This window comes from Curtobacterium sp. SORGH_AS_0776, assembly GCF_031453355.1.
Classification (GTDB): domain Bacteria; phylum Actinomycetota; class Actinomycetes; order Actinomycetales; family Microbacteriaceae; genus Curtobacterium.
The window spans coordinates 1,434,669-1,449,351 of the sequence record NZ_JAVIYU010000001.1 but is presented as its reverse complement, the minus strand read 5'-3'; the positions used below and the strand labels follow the sequence as shown (position 1 = coordinate 1,449,351).

19 protein-coding genes are annotated in these 14,683 nt (G+C 65.9%); 9 read left to right on the top strand and 10 right to left on the bottom strand.

Features of this window, described 5'->3' with window-relative positions; genetic code table 11:
- The first annotated feature begins 178 nt into the window (after window positions 1–178).
- From QE359_RS07350 to QE359_RS07335, 4 genes are all read left to right on the top strand, one after another.
- Window positions 179–853 carry a TetR family transcriptional regulator gene (locus tag QE359_RS07350; protein WP_309778613.1) on the top strand — a complete coding sequence of 225 codons (675 nt, stop codon included), beginning with the start codon at window positions 179–181 and terminating at the stop codon, window positions 851–853.
- On the top strand, window positions 817–2,388 hold the full coding sequence (locus QE359_RS07345; protein ID WP_309778611.1) for an FAD-dependent monooxygenase: 1,572 nt from the start codon (window positions 817–819) through the stop codon (window positions 2,386–2,388). Before QE359_RS07350 ends, QE359_RS07345 begins: the two co-directional genes overlap by 37 nt.
- Before the next feature lie 3 nt (window positions 2,389–2,391).
- Window positions 2,392–2,748 (top strand): hypothetical protein, encoded by a 357-nt coding sequence (locus tag QE359_RS07340; RefSeq protein ID WP_309778609.1) that lies wholly within the window; start codon window positions 2,392–2,394, stop codon window positions 2,746–2,748.
- 153 nt (window positions 2,749–2,901) lie between these two features.
- A complete protein-coding gene (locus QE359_RS07335) occupies window positions 2,902–3,474 on the top strand; it encodes a VanZ family protein (protein WP_309778608.1) in 573 nt (190 codons plus the stop codon).
- A gap of 136 nt (window positions 3,475–3,610) precedes the next feature.
- On the opposite strand, the gene QE359_RS07330 is transcribed toward QE359_RS07335, so the two are convergent.
- Complete coding sequence (locus QE359_RS07330) at window positions 3,611–4,594, bottom strand: aldo/keto reductase (RefSeq protein WP_309778606.1); 984 nt, start codon at window positions 4,592–4,594, stop codon at window positions 3,611–3,613.
- Between the two features lie 2 nt (window positions 4,595–4,596).
- Here QE359_RS07330 and QE359_RS07325 point away from each other — a divergent pair, with 2 nt between their 5' ends.
- Complete coding sequence (locus QE359_RS07325; RefSeq protein WP_309778605.1) at window positions 4,597–5,127, top strand: MerR family transcriptional regulator; 531 nt, start codon at window positions 4,597–4,599, stop codon at window positions 5,125–5,127.
- Between the two features lie 6 nt (window positions 5,128–5,133).
- Here the strand turns inward: QE359_RS07325 and QE359_RS07320 are convergent, their stop codons facing one another.
- The 4 genes from QE359_RS07320 to QE359_RS07305 form a co-directional block, all read right to left on the bottom strand.
- Window positions 5,134–5,853, bottom strand: coding sequence for a hypothetical protein (locus QE359_RS07320; RefSeq protein ID WP_309778603.1), 720 nt, complete (start codon window positions 5,851–5,853; stop codon window positions 5,134–5,136).
- Window positions 5,850–6,359: a sigma-70 family RNA polymerase sigma factor gene (locus QE359_RS07315; protein ID WP_309778601.1), complete on the bottom strand. Its 510-nt coding sequence runs from the start codon at window positions 6,357–6,359 to the stop codon at window positions 5,850–5,852. Before QE359_RS07315 ends, QE359_RS07320 begins: the two co-directional genes overlap by 4 nt.
- Window positions 6,356–6,964 carry a YceI family protein gene (locus QE359_RS07310; protein WP_309778600.1) on the bottom strand — a complete coding sequence of 203 codons (609 nt, stop codon included), beginning with the start codon at window positions 6,962–6,964 and terminating at the stop codon, window positions 6,356–6,358. The genes QE359_RS07315 and QE359_RS07310 overlap by 4 nt, the downstream gene beginning before the upstream one ends.
- A 203-nt stretch (window positions 6,965–7,167) precedes the next feature.
- Window positions 7,168–8,046, bottom strand: coding sequence for an aldo/keto reductase (locus QE359_RS07305; protein WP_309778598.1), 879 nt, complete (start codon window positions 8,044–8,046; stop codon window positions 7,168–7,170).
- A gap of 101 nt (window positions 8,047–8,147) precedes the next feature.
- Here QE359_RS07305 and QE359_RS07300 point away from each other — a divergent pair, with 101 nt between their 5' ends.
- Window positions 8,148–8,711, top strand: a complete 564-nt coding sequence (locus tag QE359_RS07300) for a helix-turn-helix domain-containing protein (protein WP_309778596.1) — start codon at window positions 8,148–8,150, stop codon at window positions 8,709–8,711.
- Between the two features lie 60 nt (window positions 8,712–8,771).
- Here QE359_RS07300 and QE359_RS07295 read toward each other — a convergent pair whose 3' ends face one another.
- Both QE359_RS07295 and QE359_RS07290 read right to left on the bottom strand, forming a co-directional pair.
- Window positions 8,772–9,245 (bottom strand): hypothetical protein, encoded by a 474-nt coding sequence (locus tag QE359_RS07295; RefSeq protein ID WP_309778594.1) that lies wholly within the window; start codon window positions 9,243–9,245, stop codon window positions 8,772–8,774.
- Between the two features lie 94 nt (window positions 9,246–9,339).
- Window positions 9,340–9,981: a hypothetical protein gene (locus QE359_RS07290; RefSeq protein WP_309778592.1), complete on the bottom strand. Its 642-nt coding sequence runs from the start codon at window positions 9,979–9,981 to the stop codon at window positions 9,340–9,342.
- Between the two features lie 189 nt (window positions 9,982–10,170).
- Here QE359_RS07290 and QE359_RS07285 point away from each other — a divergent pair, with 189 nt between their 5' ends.
- Window positions 10,171–10,824, top strand: coding sequence for a phospholipase (locus tag QE359_RS07285; RefSeq protein WP_309778591.1), 654 nt, complete (start codon window positions 10,171–10,173; stop codon window positions 10,822–10,824).
- 62 nt (window positions 10,825–10,886) lie between these two features.
- Here QE359_RS07285 and QE359_RS07280 read toward each other — a convergent pair whose 3' ends face one another.
- The gene (locus tag QE359_RS07280) at window positions 10,887–11,582 is read right to left on the bottom strand and encodes an SDR family oxidoreductase (RefSeq protein WP_309778588.1); all 696 of its coding nucleotides are present in this window, start codon (window positions 11,580–11,582) and stop codon (window positions 10,887–10,889) included.
- A gap of 133 nt (window positions 11,583–11,715) precedes the next feature.
- Here QE359_RS07280 and QE359_RS07275 point away from each other — a divergent pair, with 133 nt between their 5' ends.
- Both QE359_RS07275 and QE359_RS07270 read left to right on the top strand, forming a co-directional pair.
- Window positions 11,716–12,591, top strand: a complete 876-nt coding sequence (locus tag QE359_RS07275) for a LysR substrate-binding domain-containing protein (RefSeq protein WP_309778586.1) — start codon at window positions 11,716–11,718, stop codon at window positions 12,589–12,591.
- 89 nt (window positions 12,592–12,680) lie between these two features.
- A complete protein-coding gene (locus QE359_RS07270; protein WP_309778584.1) occupies window positions 12,681–12,938 on the top strand; it encodes a hypothetical protein in 258 nt (85 codons plus the stop codon).
- 92 nt (window positions 12,939–13,030) lie between these two features.
- Here the strand turns inward: QE359_RS07270 and QE359_RS07265 are convergent, their stop codons facing one another.
- Together QE359_RS07265 and QE359_RS07260 are read right to left on the bottom strand one after the other, a co-directional pair.
- Window positions 13,031–13,939, bottom strand: coding sequence for a DUF4231 domain-containing protein (locus QE359_RS07265; RefSeq protein ID WP_309778582.1), 909 nt, complete (start codon window positions 13,937–13,939; stop codon window positions 13,031–13,033).
- The gene (locus QE359_RS07260) at window positions 13,929–14,474 is read right to left on the bottom strand and encodes a TIR domain-containing protein (protein ID WP_309778580.1); all 546 of its coding nucleotides are present in this window, start codon (window positions 14,472–14,474) and stop codon (window positions 13,929–13,931) included. The genes QE359_RS07265 and QE359_RS07260 overlap by 11 nt, the downstream gene beginning before the upstream one ends.
- Window positions 14,475–14,683: the final 209 nt, after the last annotated feature.

Genomic DNA, 14,683 nt, shown 5'->3' with positions numbered 1-14,683 from the left:
CTCCGGTTGGATGGCAACTTGCTGCCTCATCGTCGCTGCTCAAGGGACGTGAGTGGTAAGTGGGGGCCGACGGGGCGAGCTCCCACACAGACGCGGCCGATTGTGGAGACTGCCCAATGAGCATGTTTGCTCGTCGGGTAACTTTGCTCATTGGGCAACTTACTGCTACGGTGGGCACATGGTAGACACCTCTTCGCTTCGCGATCAGAAGAAGGCGGCGCTCCGCGATGAGCTGAGTGTGACGACCGTGCTGCTGGCGCGCGAGCGCGGCCTCGACAATGTTCGCGTTGAGGACATCGTTCGCGAGGTCGGTGTCTCCCGGCGGACGTTCGGCAACTACTTCTCCAGCAAGGAAGACGCGATCGCTGACCGCCACGTGCAACGTGTCCGGGCGGCCGCAACACACCTCGCAGATCGCCCCGATGATGAACCGCTGTGGTCAGCGGTCACAGCGGCACTGCTGGCTCCGTACCGAACACACGGAGCGGGGAGATCCTCGGCGGACGACCAGAGTGGCCTCATGGCGGTGCTCGCGACACCCGGCATACAATCTGCCGTCGATCGTGGCGCCCGAACCGCGAACATAGTTCTCGCGCAGGCGATCGCCGCGCGGCTGGGGGGCGACCGTGACGATCCGCTGCCAGGAGCGATCGCGGCGGCGGCACTCTCGACCCTGCTGTCCACTTTGGAGGCGTGGGCGGCGAGCAGCCAGGGGGCCCCGCTCGAGCCGATGCTCGTCGCTGCCTTCCAGCGACTCGGAAGCGGCTTCGACCGCCTGCACGCGCCTCGACCACTCCTCTGGAAAGGCTCTCCTCCATGTTCGACACCCTCATCATCGGTGGCGGCCCAGTAGGTGTTTTCATGGCCTGCGAGCTGAAGCTCGCGGGCGCGAACCCGCTGGTCCTCGAACGTCTCCCCGGGATCAACCAGTGGGACAAGGCGCACGGCCTCACCGGCCAGGTCGTCCGTCTGCTGGACCAGCGAGGCCTCTTCGAGCGTTGTGCGGGGGCGGCTGAGCCGTCTCCGGCTCCGGCGTTCTTCTTCGGCGCGCTTCCCTTGCCGCTGCACGTGCTCGGTGAGCGCAATCCGATGTACTTGCTGCACATCAACCAGCGCGACTTGGAGCGCGTTCTGAACGACCGCGCCGCCGAGCTGGGCGTCGAGATCCGCCGCGGCGTCGAGCTGATGTCCTTCCAGCAGTACGACGACCATGTCGAGATCACCGTCGTCGACTCCGCGACCGAGGTCGAGCGCGTCCTGTCGGGTCGGTACCTGATCGGGAGCGACGGGGCGCGGAGCACTGTCCGCAAGCAGTCCGGTATCGGCTTCCCGGGGAACACCGATCGCCACATCGTGGACCGTACGGTGCTGATCGCCCCGACCGAGGACCTGGTCACGGCCGGCCCTGGAAAGGTGCAGGTCGCCGGACTCGGCGAGATCGCGGCAGCGTTCCACCGGACCGAGACAGGAGTTGCCACGATCGCGCTCCATGACCCCGAGCACCCGCTGGTCTACACCGCGGAGTGGGAGGACGAGCCCGAGAAGAGCTTTCCTGGTGACGGGGCGGCGATGACCCTGGCCGAGATGGAGGACAGCTTGGAACGCGTCCTCGGCGTCCGCGTCCCCCTCGCACCGCCCGCGGAGGGGAAGCCCACCTTGCTGCGTCGTCTCTCGGGCAGGAACACCCGCGTCGCCGACCGTTACCGGGACCGACGCGTATTCCTGCTCGGCGACGCTGCCCATGTCCACTCCGCCGCAGGTGGCCCCGGCCTGAACCTCGCGCTGCAGGACGCCGCGAATCTTGCCTGGAAACTCGCCGCCGACCTGGCAGGCACAGCGCCAGCAGGGTTGCTCGACACCTACGAGGCAGAACGCCGACCGCTCGGGCAACGGGTTTTCACGCAGACGCAGGCGCAGACCGCGCTCATGGCTCCAGGGTCGGACGTCACCGCCCTTCGCGACCTCTTCGCCGAGCTGCTCACCGACACGGGCACCGTGCAGCGCATCGCCGACCTGCTCGCAGGCGCCGACGTCCGCTACGCGATGGGTCCCACCGATCCCGACGGTCCCACTGGCTGGTTCGCACCGTCCGCGCAGCTCACCCTCGCCGACGGCACTCGTCGCCGCGTACCCGATTTGCTCCACGACGCACGTCCCGTCCTGATCGACAACGACGGCAGCCTGCGTAACGCTGCTGCGCCATGGACGGACCGTGTCGAGCACATTGAACTGGCCGGTGGAGGCGAACTGGCATCGATGCTGATCCGACCCGACGGGTACGTCGCGTGGTCGCTGACCGACCCCACCGACGTCAGCACAGCAATCCGAACCTGGTTCGGGGAGCCTCACCGCGCTGCGGTGAGCGCCGCCGCGACGGGCCAGGCCTAGAACGTGGATGCCACCATTGTCGGCGCCGCAACCATCTCGATCAGCGGCGCGATCCTCTCGACAGCCTCGATCTGGAGCCTCGTCGCCGAGCTCATGGGCCTCCGCGGAACGAAACCCGGAGCAGCTGCCGCACGAGTGCACGCCATCACGGGATCCATCATCATGATCGCCGGCCTCGTGACGCACGTGTTGGGCTACTTCCCGGAAGCATTCGCCCTGATCTACGCCGGAGGTGCATCCTCTCTCGTCGCCGCAGCATCCGCAGCAAGCTCCGGTGCACATCGCCGCGTCCGCAGCACGTTGCCCCCCGTGCTCGTGATCATCGGCCTCGTCGCTCTCACGGTGGGACTCCTCATCTGACGGAACACCGCTCCTTCGAGTACGTGGCACCAACGGCGTCCACGCAGGCGTGGCAGCGGCTCGCACCCGTGGCGATTCGCTCTCTGCTGGAACCGGAGTCGCCGCCGTTGGTCCGTTGGTGCGGGGCAGCACAGGATGGTTAGGATCGCTCAAGTGCCTGATCCGTTCGGCGAAGTTCCTGCCCTGCCCGTTGCCCTCGTAGTCGGCGTCATCGCGTTCGTCGTCCAACTGCTGCTCCTACTGCGCGGTGGACGATTCACCTGGCCCCACTCCGCCGTCGCGGCCGCGTTCGCGGTCTACGCCGCCGGCATCTTCGCGAACACGGTGCTCCCGATCTACCTCAACCGGCCCCCGCAGCTGGAGCCCTGGACGCCGAAGCTGGCACTGATCCCTTTCCACGACTACGAGGTCATGGACGCGATCACCAACGTGATCGTGTTCACCCCACTGGGCATCCTGATCCCGCTCCTGACGCGCCGGCCGTCCTGGGCGAAGGTGATACTCACCGCCGCGGCGGTCAGTCTCACGATCGAACTCATTCAGATCGTCACGGACGGGCTCTTCGGCGGAGGCCACGTCGCAGACGTCAATGACTTCCTTTGGAATGCCGTCGGCGGAGCGGTCGGCTACGCGATCTTCATCCCGGTGTCACACACCCCAGGCCTATCCCGCCTCGTCGGCTTCTTCCGCTGGCATCCGACCACGGAGACCACGCACACCGCCTGAACTAAGCGCAACCTGATCGACAGCGCCCGCGGAGCACGTGCCCCGCGAGCGCTCCCGCGTCTCGGTAGGCCATCGGCTATCGGACGCGATGGACGCCCCGCGGTACCTGCTGGTGCTGCGGGGCGTTCCGTTCGACTCAGCCGCGGTCGCGTGCCATCCCTGCTTCGGTGTTGCGAGTACCGACGGCGACGCCGTGCGGGGATGCAGCTTCGATCCGGGCGAGGTCGCTCATGGTGAGGACGACGTCTGCGGCGGCGACGTTTTCCTCGACCCTGGACGCCTTCGTGGTGCCGGGGATCGGGACGGTGCCGACCTGCATCAGCCACGCGAGCGCCAGCTGCGCGGTCGTGACTCCCTTCTCGTCAGCGATGACCTTCAGTGCCGAAACGACGCGGAGGTTCGCGTTGATCGCCTCGTCTGAGAACCGGGGGAGGTTTCGCCGTGCGTCGCCCTCGGGGAGGTCGTCCTTGCGGGTGAGGGTGCCGGAGAGGAACCCGCGGCCCAGCGGCGAGAAGGGCACGAACCCGATGCCGAGCTCGCGGGCGGTGTCGAGGACGCCGTTGTGTTCGGCGTCGCGCTCGAACAGGCTGTACTCGGACTGGATCGCAGTGATCGGGAACGTCGCGTGCGCACGGCGCAGGGTCTCGGCCGAGGTCTCGGAGACCCCGATGTAGCGGGCTTTTCCGGCGGTCACGGCTTCAGCCATCGCGCCGATGGTGTCCTCGATCGGGACGGTCGGGTCTGCCCGGTGCAGATACCAGAGGTCGACGTGGTCGGTGCCGAGGTGGTTGAGAGACCGGTCGATCGCGCGGCGTGCGTGCTCCGGGGAGCCGTCGAGGCCGATTGGTGTGCCGTCGTCAGTGAAGTCCGTGGCGAACTTCGAAGCGATGACTACTTGTTCCCGGTCGGCACCGAGGACCCGGCCGAGCAGTTTCTCGTTCTCGAACGGTCCGTACGCTTCTGCGGTGTCGAACAGGGTGATCCCGAGGTCGAGGGCTCGTCGGATGGTCTCGACGGAGCCGGTCTCGGTGGCGCCGCCGTAGAAGGCGCTCATGCCCATGCACCCGAAACCGAGGGCGGACGTGACGAGGCCCTGGGAGCCGAGAGGAATATGCTGCATGCGTGTTCTCCGTTCGTCGCCGGGATCACCCGGACGATGACGACCCTCCACCCTGGTGCACACACCATGTCAAGTGGGAGACTCAACCCATGCTGCTCCCGGAGGTCCACGTCGATGAGCCGGTCACGATCAGCACTGCGGCAGAGTTGCTCGGCATCACCGTCGACACGATCCGTTACTACGAGAAGGAAGGCATCGCGCCGGCTCCTGATCGTGGGCAGCACGGGTGGCGCCGTTACGACACGGCTGCGCTGAGCTGGCTCGCCGGGACGGTGATGCTCCGCGGGACCGGGATGAGCGTGCAGGAGATGCGCGAGTACGCGTCCGCGTACAGGGCTGGCGCTGATGATGTCGCACGGCTCGCGCTCCTCGAGCAGCATCATGCGACCGTCCTCGCTCGGCAGGCGGAGGTGCAGCGACACCTCGCGGCGCTGGAACGGAAGATCGAGGCGTACCGCGAGACCATTGCCGCGACCGGCCGATCGGCGGCATCACCTCTGCCCGGTCGACCATCGCCTTCCGGCCACCGGTGACCACGATCAGAGCTTGACGCTGGCGATGGTTGTCTCGGCACCGTGCAGGCGGACCTGAACGGCAGCGATCTGTGCGCGAGGGATACTCGTCACTGCCGCAAGTCCGCTGGCGCTTCTCCCCACGGCCGTCCATGTCCCGACAACTTGCGTCTCGCCGTCAGTGCGGACCGCCAGGAGGTCATAACGTACCGATCCGTCCTCAGCCCAGTTTTGACTGCCGTATGAGCAGCCCCAGTCGAACCGGGTCCCCCAGGACACGTCCTTCACTGCGAGACTCACCGCAAACCCTTGTCCTCCGGACATCGCGTAATTGTCGGCCTCAGGCGCGGCAGTGATCATCGCTGAGCCTGCCTGCACGGAACCATGATCGGATGACGTCCCGATGGCGAGGCCTCCCAGGACGGCGGCGACGACCGCGAGGATTGAGCTGGCGGCAGCCCAGGCCCGGCGACGCCGCCGGCGGCGGCTGGCGCGATGGGCGACAGAAGCGAGCGACGTTTCGGGTTCCGGGTCGGCTTGCCGCTGCTTCGGGTCCGCGTAGGAGATTTCGACCGCCTCGTCGGCCGGCAGCTTTCCGAGCAGGCCCGGCAGACCGGCGAGCTCGGCGACTGCAGCCGTGCACTGATCGCAGCTAGCGAGGTGGCGTTCGTACTCGAGGCGCTCGTCGATCGGAAGAGAGCCGACCACGTAAGCCGCATCCCACTCGATGTAGGGGTCGTCATTCATCGGGTCACGCCTCGTTCCTGCAGTGCGAGCCGGAGGGCCCGTAGTCCGTAGTGCAACCGCGACTTCGCGGTGCCTTCGGGGATGTCGTGTCGTCGTGCGATCTCGGGCACGGTGTGACCGAGCCAGTACGCGTCCACCACCACCCGGCGGTGATCCGGTGTCAGCGACGCGAGGGCATCGGCAACGACGATCCGGTCTAGGACGGCGTTGGTATGGTCGAACTCTGCCCGATCGACCGGCTGCTCCATCCCGTACTCGTGGCGGTGTCGCGCCGAGCGCGCATCGTCAACCACCAGATTGCGCGCCACGGTGAAAAGCCACGCCCGAGCGCCGTCAGGCGTCCTCTCGAGGACCGCAGGTCGCTGCCAGGCGCGCACCATCGTCTCCTGGACGACGTCGTCGACCGACTGCCCATTCTGGGTGAGATGTCGGACATAGCGGGTGAGAGCGTCTCCGTGTTCGCGATATAGCGTCGCGAGTAGTTCGTCGGCGGACCGGCCCTTCACGGTCTCTTAGCCAGGTCGAGGGAGAACTCGACCGCGCCCTTCCCGTCGACGGTGACGAAGCCGAGCGAGGGGGCCTTCACGCCGTAGTCGGCGAACGCGATCGGCACCGAACCGGCAACCTGTATCGTGCCGCCTGCCCCGACGGCGACCTGTGCTTGAGTCGACACCGGCTTCTTGACCCCGTGCAGGTCCATCGTTCCAATTAGCATGACATCCTCCGTCGCGCCGTCGAGCGCTTTCGACACGTCGACAGGCTTCGTCAGTTCGAACGTCGCGGTCGGGTACTTGTCCGTCTGAAGAGCGGTCGAGCGGAAGTACTCGTCACGGGCCGACTCCGGGGTTTTGATCTTCGCGACCCGCACGGTAACCGTTCCCTTCATTAGAGTTCGGCCGTCAACAACGGCTGTGCCCTGCAAGTCTCTTGTGCGTCCAACGACCTCTACATCATTGCCTTGCAGGACCTCGTGCACCCGATAGCCGGCGAACGATGTCTTTGTGCTCACCCACGTGCCGGTGGCGCGCTCCTGCGCAAGCCTCCCTGCGGACGTTGAGCGAACCGTCGGTGCCGCTGCCGCCTGGCCGTTCACAGTGTTCGCGTAGATCATCGGCCCAGCGATTGCCGCGGCCGCGGCCAGAACCACGACGCCAATCGAGATGCCGATGATGACCTTGATACGTGGAGGAGCTCCCATACCCTCGCAACGAGACAGCGGGCCGAATCGTTCGAAACGGCCATCGGACGTTCACCGCCGGGCCTCGCCGACTCTCGGCGGACCGGAATGCAAACGTTCGTTCTCCTGGACGACGCTCAGCCCTCGGACGCGAGGTCGGTGATCATGGCGACCTCATGAGAAGTGAGGGTGATTTCGGCCGCGGCAAGGTTTGTTCGGAGGTGCTCGAGGCTGGTGGTTCCGGGGATGGGCAGCGTGTTCGGTGCACGGTGCAGGTGCCAGGCGAGGGCGACCTGCTGGACGGTGGCGTCGTGGTTCTGCGCGATCGGATCCAGAGCGGCGGTGATCCGTTCCGGCTCGCCGCCATCGGCGATGCTCATGGGGTGCCACGGCGAGAAGACCGCGCCGGTCTTCTCGGTCGCGCGGAGCAGGTCCACACCCCGGCGGATACCGGGGTTGTAGAGCGCTGTCGCGGCGGCGATGGGGGTGATCGTCTGCGCAAGCTCGAACTGCTCGACAGTGACGTTCGACAAGCCGATGTGCCGGATCAGGCCCTCTTCCTTGAGGGCGGCGAGAGTGGCGACCTGGTCCTCGAACGGGACGTCCGTGGCTTGGCCGCTGTGCAGGTAGTACAGGTCGATGCTGTCGACGCCGAGCCGTCGCGCGCTCATGTAGGCCGACTGGCGGAGGTAGTTCGGGTTGCCGACCGCGTCGAGAGTGGAGTAGTCGTAGCCGCCGCGGACGAAGCCGCCCTTGGTCGCGATGACCAGGTTCTCGGGGTAGGGGTGCAGGGCCGCTCGGATGAGGAGTTCGTTCGAGTGCGGTCCGTAGACGTCTGCGGTGTCGATGAACGTGACGCCGGCGTCGACGACTGCTCGGAGTAGCGCGATGCCGCCGTTGTGGTCGGGGTATTCGCCCCAGACCTGCTTGCCGGTGAGCTGCATTGCGCCGAAGCCGATGCGGCCGACAGTGAGGTCTCGGCCGATGGTGAGGGTCGAGGTGGTGGGTGTGGTCATGGCTGTGCCTCCCGGCCGTTAGTCGGCCAACTTCAGAACCGAGAGGCTGCCTCTCGGTTAACTGGTAGCAGGTCTATCACATTTAGGGCATGATGAGGACTGTGACTTTGGCGGCGATGTTGGAAGCTCGGCGTCCTCGACGCCTTGATGCGCGGCGCAACTTCGACGCGGTCATCGCCGCGGCCACGGAAGCCTTCGGTGAAGCTGGCGCGGACGTGGGGACGGAAGAGATCGCGCTTCGAGCAGGCGTGGGAGTCGCGACGCTGTACCGGAACTTCCCGACTCGGATCGCCCTGATGGAAGCGGTCTATCTGGCTTCCGTGGACGAGCTCGTGAGCTCCAGCTCGGGCAGCGGCGACGTCGATTCCTGGACGGCGTTGCGTCGGTGGCTTGAGAAGTTCGTTGACTTCATGCGTACCAAGCACCCGGTGGTCTCGGTCCTGACCGAGCAGTCCGAGGTGTATGTGCCCACTCGGGACGCGATTTACGGCATTGCCGAACCACTGTTCGACCGGGCTCGAGAGGATGGGCAGATCCGCGCGGGGATCGATGCCGATGACGTGATGAGGGTCATCTTCGCGGTCACCGGAGGGCGCTACCGCGACATCGCGCAGCGGAAGCGGGCCTTGGAGATCGTCCTCGACGGCATCCGTGCGCAGCGCTGACCCGCGCATCTCGTCCTGGAACCGCCCCGGTCGCTTTCCCGAGTGGGTGTTGGCGGTGCGTCACGACCTTGCCGGCCAGAAGGTCCGAGCGAACTCGATGAACTCGGGAGTGTCACAGCCGGTGAACGACGTCGATGACGCGTTCCACTCGAAAGCAGCTGTTCGGCTGAGCGAGATGTCGGTCATCCCGTTGATCAGTCGGACGCTGCCATCGACGGTGAGGATGGCCGTGCGGCCGTCAACAGTGACGGCGGTGCCGACAGCAACGGTCACGACGCCAGGGACCGTCTCGAGCGGCGTCGCGATCTCGCCAGCGACTGAGAGTGTTCCCTCGTTCCGGTCGACGAACGCTCCGAGGGTGCCTCCGAGGATGAGCCGCGCCCCACGTTCTAGCGTGAGGGTGCCGCGGAGGTTGCCGTGCACGAGGAGGGAACATCCTCGGAGGACGGTAGCTCCCTCGCGGAGGGTGCCGCTGATGGCGAGATCCTCTCGAACAGTGAGTGGTGCCGGAATGTCACCGTGGATCGTCTTCACGCGTGGGTCGTCTCCTCATTGCGGGGCGCCCTGACCCGCCACGGGTGCAGGCCGTTCGGCGTGGCACGCGTTGGGGGTCAGAGCGGCAACCCTGCTACTTGTGTTCTGAGCCGTCCGGATTGACGGCGTACCAGACTCCGCCGACGCCTTCGCCGGTGACGCCGCCGGGCTTCGTGTCCTCGGCGTAGGTGTAGATCGGTCGTCCATTGATCGTGATCTGCGGCTTGCCGTCGACTCCGGTGATGGTCCCGATCTTGCCGGTCACGCCAACGACGTCCGACTTGGTCGTTCCTGCTTCGATAGCTGGCCAAGCTGCAGCGCACCCTCCGGTGCAGGCGCTCGTTCCAGCGCCGGGAGTGTCCTTGTCGTAGTAGTAGGCGGTCAGGCCCGTTCCATCGACGATGATCGTGCCGAGGCTCGTCGACGCGGTCGTGATGCTCCCGCCGGCACCCATCGGGTTGCTGGCGTTCGGCGTTCCGTAGGACGATGAGGTGGATCCGTATGCCGAGCCAGCTGACGTTGAGGTGTGCGATGCGCTCGGTGACGATGCCGCCGGTGTCTGGGCGGCGCAACCAGCCAGCGCGATAGCCGCGAGCGCGACCCCGACAACGGGCAAGAGACGGGTGATGTGCATGAGTTCCTCCATGTGGATCCGATACGGACCCTTCATCCGGAACACGGCTTCGGGGAGGACATCGTTCGATGTTTCCGCAGATTGAACGATGCCGGCTGCCACTTCGTCTTGCCTTCTGGCGAACGAGTTGGCAGGGCGATCTGCATTCGCTTTCCGGCGAACGGGGTGAAGAGACCAGTTCGCATGGAACAACGCGGGTGATGCAGTCGAGGTATCACGGGCGACGGAAGAGGTCTTGGACGCGACCGACCGGAGAGCGTCACGGTTGGTGGGCTCACGAAAGGAGGCTTCATGTACACCCCTCACACTCCGTACCCGTCGCTTGATCCGACCGTCGTGCTGTGGTCGTCCCGCCTCTCGGCCGGGTCGGATCTGCTGATCATGATGCACGGGTGGAGCTACGACGAACGGCACCTGTTCACGCTTCGCGACGAGCTTCCCGAGGACCTGGTCATCGCGTCCGTGCGGGCACCGATTCCCGAGGCGGGCGGATATGCCTGGTTCCCCAGCGTCGGGAACCCGATCGGTGACCCGCAGCCGGCAGTGGCCAACGCTGCTGCGGACGTCGTCCTGGACTGGTGCGACTCGTTGCCCACGCCCCGATCGGTGGGGCTGTTGGGCTTCTCGCAGGGTGGCGCGATGGTGCTACAGATGATGCGCCGGCGTCCCGGCGTGTTCGCGTATGGGGTGCAGCTCGGCGGGTTCGTCGTCAACGACACCCAATCAGGCGACGGTGCCCTCCGATCGGGACGCCCACCGGTGTTCTGGGGTCGAGGCGCCCACGACGGGGTGATTCCCGCCGCCGCGGTACGCCGCACCGCCATGTTCAGCACGCAGCATCTGTCCATCACGGAGCGGGTGTACCCGGATCTCGGGCACGATGTTGCTGGCCGGGAAGTCACCGACTTTGCAGCGTTCGTCACCGATCAGATCGCTCGTCGCTGACCGCAAGCAAGTGCCTCGCGCCGCGGGGTTCGCGACGCAAGGCAGCCGGAGCGCCTGATCGTTCAGACGAGGAGCGCTCCGCCGTCGACGGGGATCGAGGTCCCCGTGATGAAGGTCTGCGTCATTGCGTAGAGGAACGCCTGCGCGACGTCGCTCACCTCGCCAACGCGGCCGACCGGGAGCGTCTGGGCCTGCTGGTCGAACATGGCCTGCTGATCTTCGGCGGTCATTCCCGCCCAGAGGGGGCTGCGGATGATGCCGGGCTCGACGACGTTCACACGGGTCGGCGCCAGCTCGACGGCGAGAGCGCCGGCGAGACTCGTCGTCGCGCCGCACAGGCTCGATGCGACCGCCCAGCCGGCGCCCGGTCGGGTGCGCGCTGACCCGGAGGTCAGGGTGATCGATCCCCCCGGCCGGATGTGCTGCGCAGCCTTGCTGACCGCGTTGAGCGCGCCGAAGTAGCGCACTTGGAAGAACCCTCGCGCCTGCTCGAGGTCCAGACCGTCGACGGGCATCAGCGTGAGGGGCTCGCCGGCGGTGTAGACGAGGTGGTCGAACCCGCCGATCTCTTCGAAGAACGACGCGACGTGGTCGGCGTCGAGCACGTCGAGTGCCCGGCCCGTGGCGGACGCGGTGAGTTCGCCCAGTGCGGCATCGACGCTGGACTGGCGGCGCGAGGCGATGACAACCTCCGCGCCGGCATCCACCGCGGCATGTGCCGTTGCGAGACCGATTCCGGAGGTGCCGCCGATGATCACGACGCGCTGATTGGTGAGGGACAAAGTGTTCCTTTCGATCGAACAGGATCGAGTGTGTGCGCTCGACCGCCAGCCCGTCCAAGACCTCTTCATCGCGTGGTGAGACCCAACGGGTATGAGCCATGATGAGGGTGTGAACGCCGATCTCGACCTCCGGAAGCTGCGGTACTTCGCGGCCGTCGCGGACACGTTGAGCTTCGGTCGCGCCGCGGAACAGCTCCACATCGCTCAGCCGGTGCTGTCTCGCCAGATCCGCGCGCTCGAGCAGGAACTCGGCATGCAGCTCTTCGTCCGCGATACCCGCGGGACCGAACTCACCGACAGCGGACGCCTCCTTCTCACCGAGGCGCGCTCGCTGCTCGCTTCTGCCGCCGCGGTGCGTCGACGCGTCGCGATCGCGGCGCGCGGCGAGGACGTCTTCACGGTGGGCTTCATGCCCGGGCTGACCGTCACTGACGCAGTGCGGACGTTCCGACGCGGTGCGCCGTCCGTCGACGTCCGGGTGATGCGTACCGGGTGGGAGGAACAGGTCGCGGTTCTGCATGACGGTCGTGCAGACGTCAGCTACCTCCGCGAACCCTTCAACAGTGCGGGCATCCAGACCGTGTTCCTCCACGAGGAACTGAGGGTCGTGATGCTCCCGACGGGGCATCCCCTCTCCGGTGCCGACCAGGTAACGATGGAGGACCTGAGCTCTGAGGTGCTCCTGCAGGACCCGGCAGCCGTGCCCGAATGGTCCACCGCTGCGCCCGTTCGGCGTACGCTCGAAGGCGCTACCCAGCGCAAATCACGAACCGTTGAGGAGAAGCTGGAACTCGTCGCCGGCGGTGCCGGCATCGCGATCCTGCCGCTATCAACGGCCCGGTTCTACCGCCGCCCGGATGTGGCTTTCTGTGTCATCGCCGACCTGGCACCCACCGCGGTGCACATCGCCTGGGACGCCAGCCGCTTCTCGGAGCGCATCGCGGCATTCGTCGACGCCGCACAGGCCATCGCGGCTCAACGCTGACATCAGGCATCGCAAAGTCTGTCCGGTTGAGGATCGGCAAGCGGGACGCGCTCGAGCATGTTCCGGCGCACTATGAACGAGTGCGTGTGATGACGATTCAGACGGTAGCGATGGGTGTCTCCGCGGAGCAGGAGGCGCACTGGCCACAGCTCGCAGCCGCTGCGATGCTGGCAGCAGAGGAGGGCCGCGAACCCGTTCCCGGGGTGTGGTTCAGGACAGATGAAGGAGCGAGTGGGCTGATTCCGGTTTTCGAACTCACTCCCGTGACCTTCACTGATGACGAGGAACCGGCTCGATTCATCGGGACAGTGACCGCGCTCGGACCCGACGCCGCTCCATCGACCTGAGCGCTGTCCGGTCGCCAATCGGCTACCGGACACGTCAGGGACGACGGGCGGATGCGCCGGAGGCCGATTGCCCGCGGTACGAAGGTCGACGCCTACTGGCCGATCTGTTCGTTGACATCGCTTCGAGAAGCGAGCCACATCGTGTGCTCGCGGCTGATCGCTTCCTCCGCATCAGCCACGGCGACCGCCCACTCGTCTTCGGCGGCGGACATGAGTGTCGCATCCTGTTTTTGCAGCTCGGCCGCAGTGAGCGAGTAGGCGGATTCGAGAGTGGTGTGCTGTTTCAAGGCGAGCCAGGCAGCGCCTGCACCGATGAAAGCCGCTAGGACACCCGCGAGGTCGATGTCCCAGACACCGGCAAACCGGAGCGCCGCCAGTGTTATAGCAACGAGCTCTGCAACGACGAGCGTTGTACGCCAGGCAAAGGACGCTCGTGCGTTGGAATTCGACTTTCGGGTGTACCAGTCTCGTTGCGCCCTAGTTCGATCACGCAAGTACACCTCGCGCTGCTGCTCTGTCGTTGCGGCACGAAGAGCTTCCATGGCTTCAGTCGGGGCAGCTCCGTCACCTTGCGGGGGAGCAACTGCTTCCGAGACTTGGCGAGCGACCTGTCCGACCCTCGCACGGAAGAGTTTCTCCGCGTCACCGTCCGGGAGGGTGACGAAGAACGGGTCGGCACCTACTGCGTAGCGCCAGCTCAACGTCTTCATCGACTCAGCAGCCGCCCGGGCCATGTACCACTTGCGCTCTGGGGGCTTCACGCCGAGGATAAGTTCTCCTCCAAACGCAACGATGAAGCCGATCAGGGCCACGAGCGCCCAGAGATCGAACGATCCAACAGCTAGCGTGAACGCGCCACCGATCGCGGCAGCAACTGCCCCCGCTGACCGAATGCGGTTGCCCCAGAGAGCGATTCGTTGCCCTCGAAGGGATGCAGTGTCGGCCGCGTGAAAGAAGCCGGGTAGCTGCGGGTCGTCCAGCCCGAGTGGATTAGCTGGCATTGCGCTGACGAAGTGCGCGGCTGTTGTCTACGACCGAGGCGTGCGTCGTGCGCCGGGTGTAAGCGGCATCGATCATCTGTCCCAGATCAAGTGTGCTCGATGGGTACTTCATCCAGCGCGCGTAACCATCTGTTCCGTCAACGTTGTCGTCCACCCGAGCAGGGAGCTGCCGAGGGGAGTTCGCGATCGATGGCAAAGTGATCGCGAGAAGTCCGTTACGGCTCGACGTTGCTGTGTTTCGCAAGGAGGCCGCGACTTCCCAGTCCACGAATCGTCGTCCCCATGTCTCAGCACCGACCATGACCAGCGTCACCGAGCTGTCCCGGAGGTACAGCTGACGGATGCGCTGCTTGATGTAGTCCGCGTTGGTGCTATCGATGACGTCACCAGCCATCGATGCGCCGATGCCGCGCGAAATCAGAACATCGTGGTCGTGGTCAAAGTGATCGATGAAAGCCTTCACCTCCGCCTCGTCTGCGTGGTGGTAGGAGATGAATGTCTTGTGCCGCGTGTACGACTTCAAGAGGCTTGCCACGGTGACTCCTTCGGGTTGGTGAGCAAACCTTAGCCGGAGCAACGGACACCGACGGCGGGGCGGGCCGCGAGAGTGTCGGCGCTCACTCCCACGATCCGGTGCTCGAAACCCGGTGGGCGACTCTCGCCGAGCTCACCTAACTCGACCATCACAAGTGGATCCACCAGGTGCTGACCGATGCCGCCCGGTAGAGGATCGTCTGCCGAACA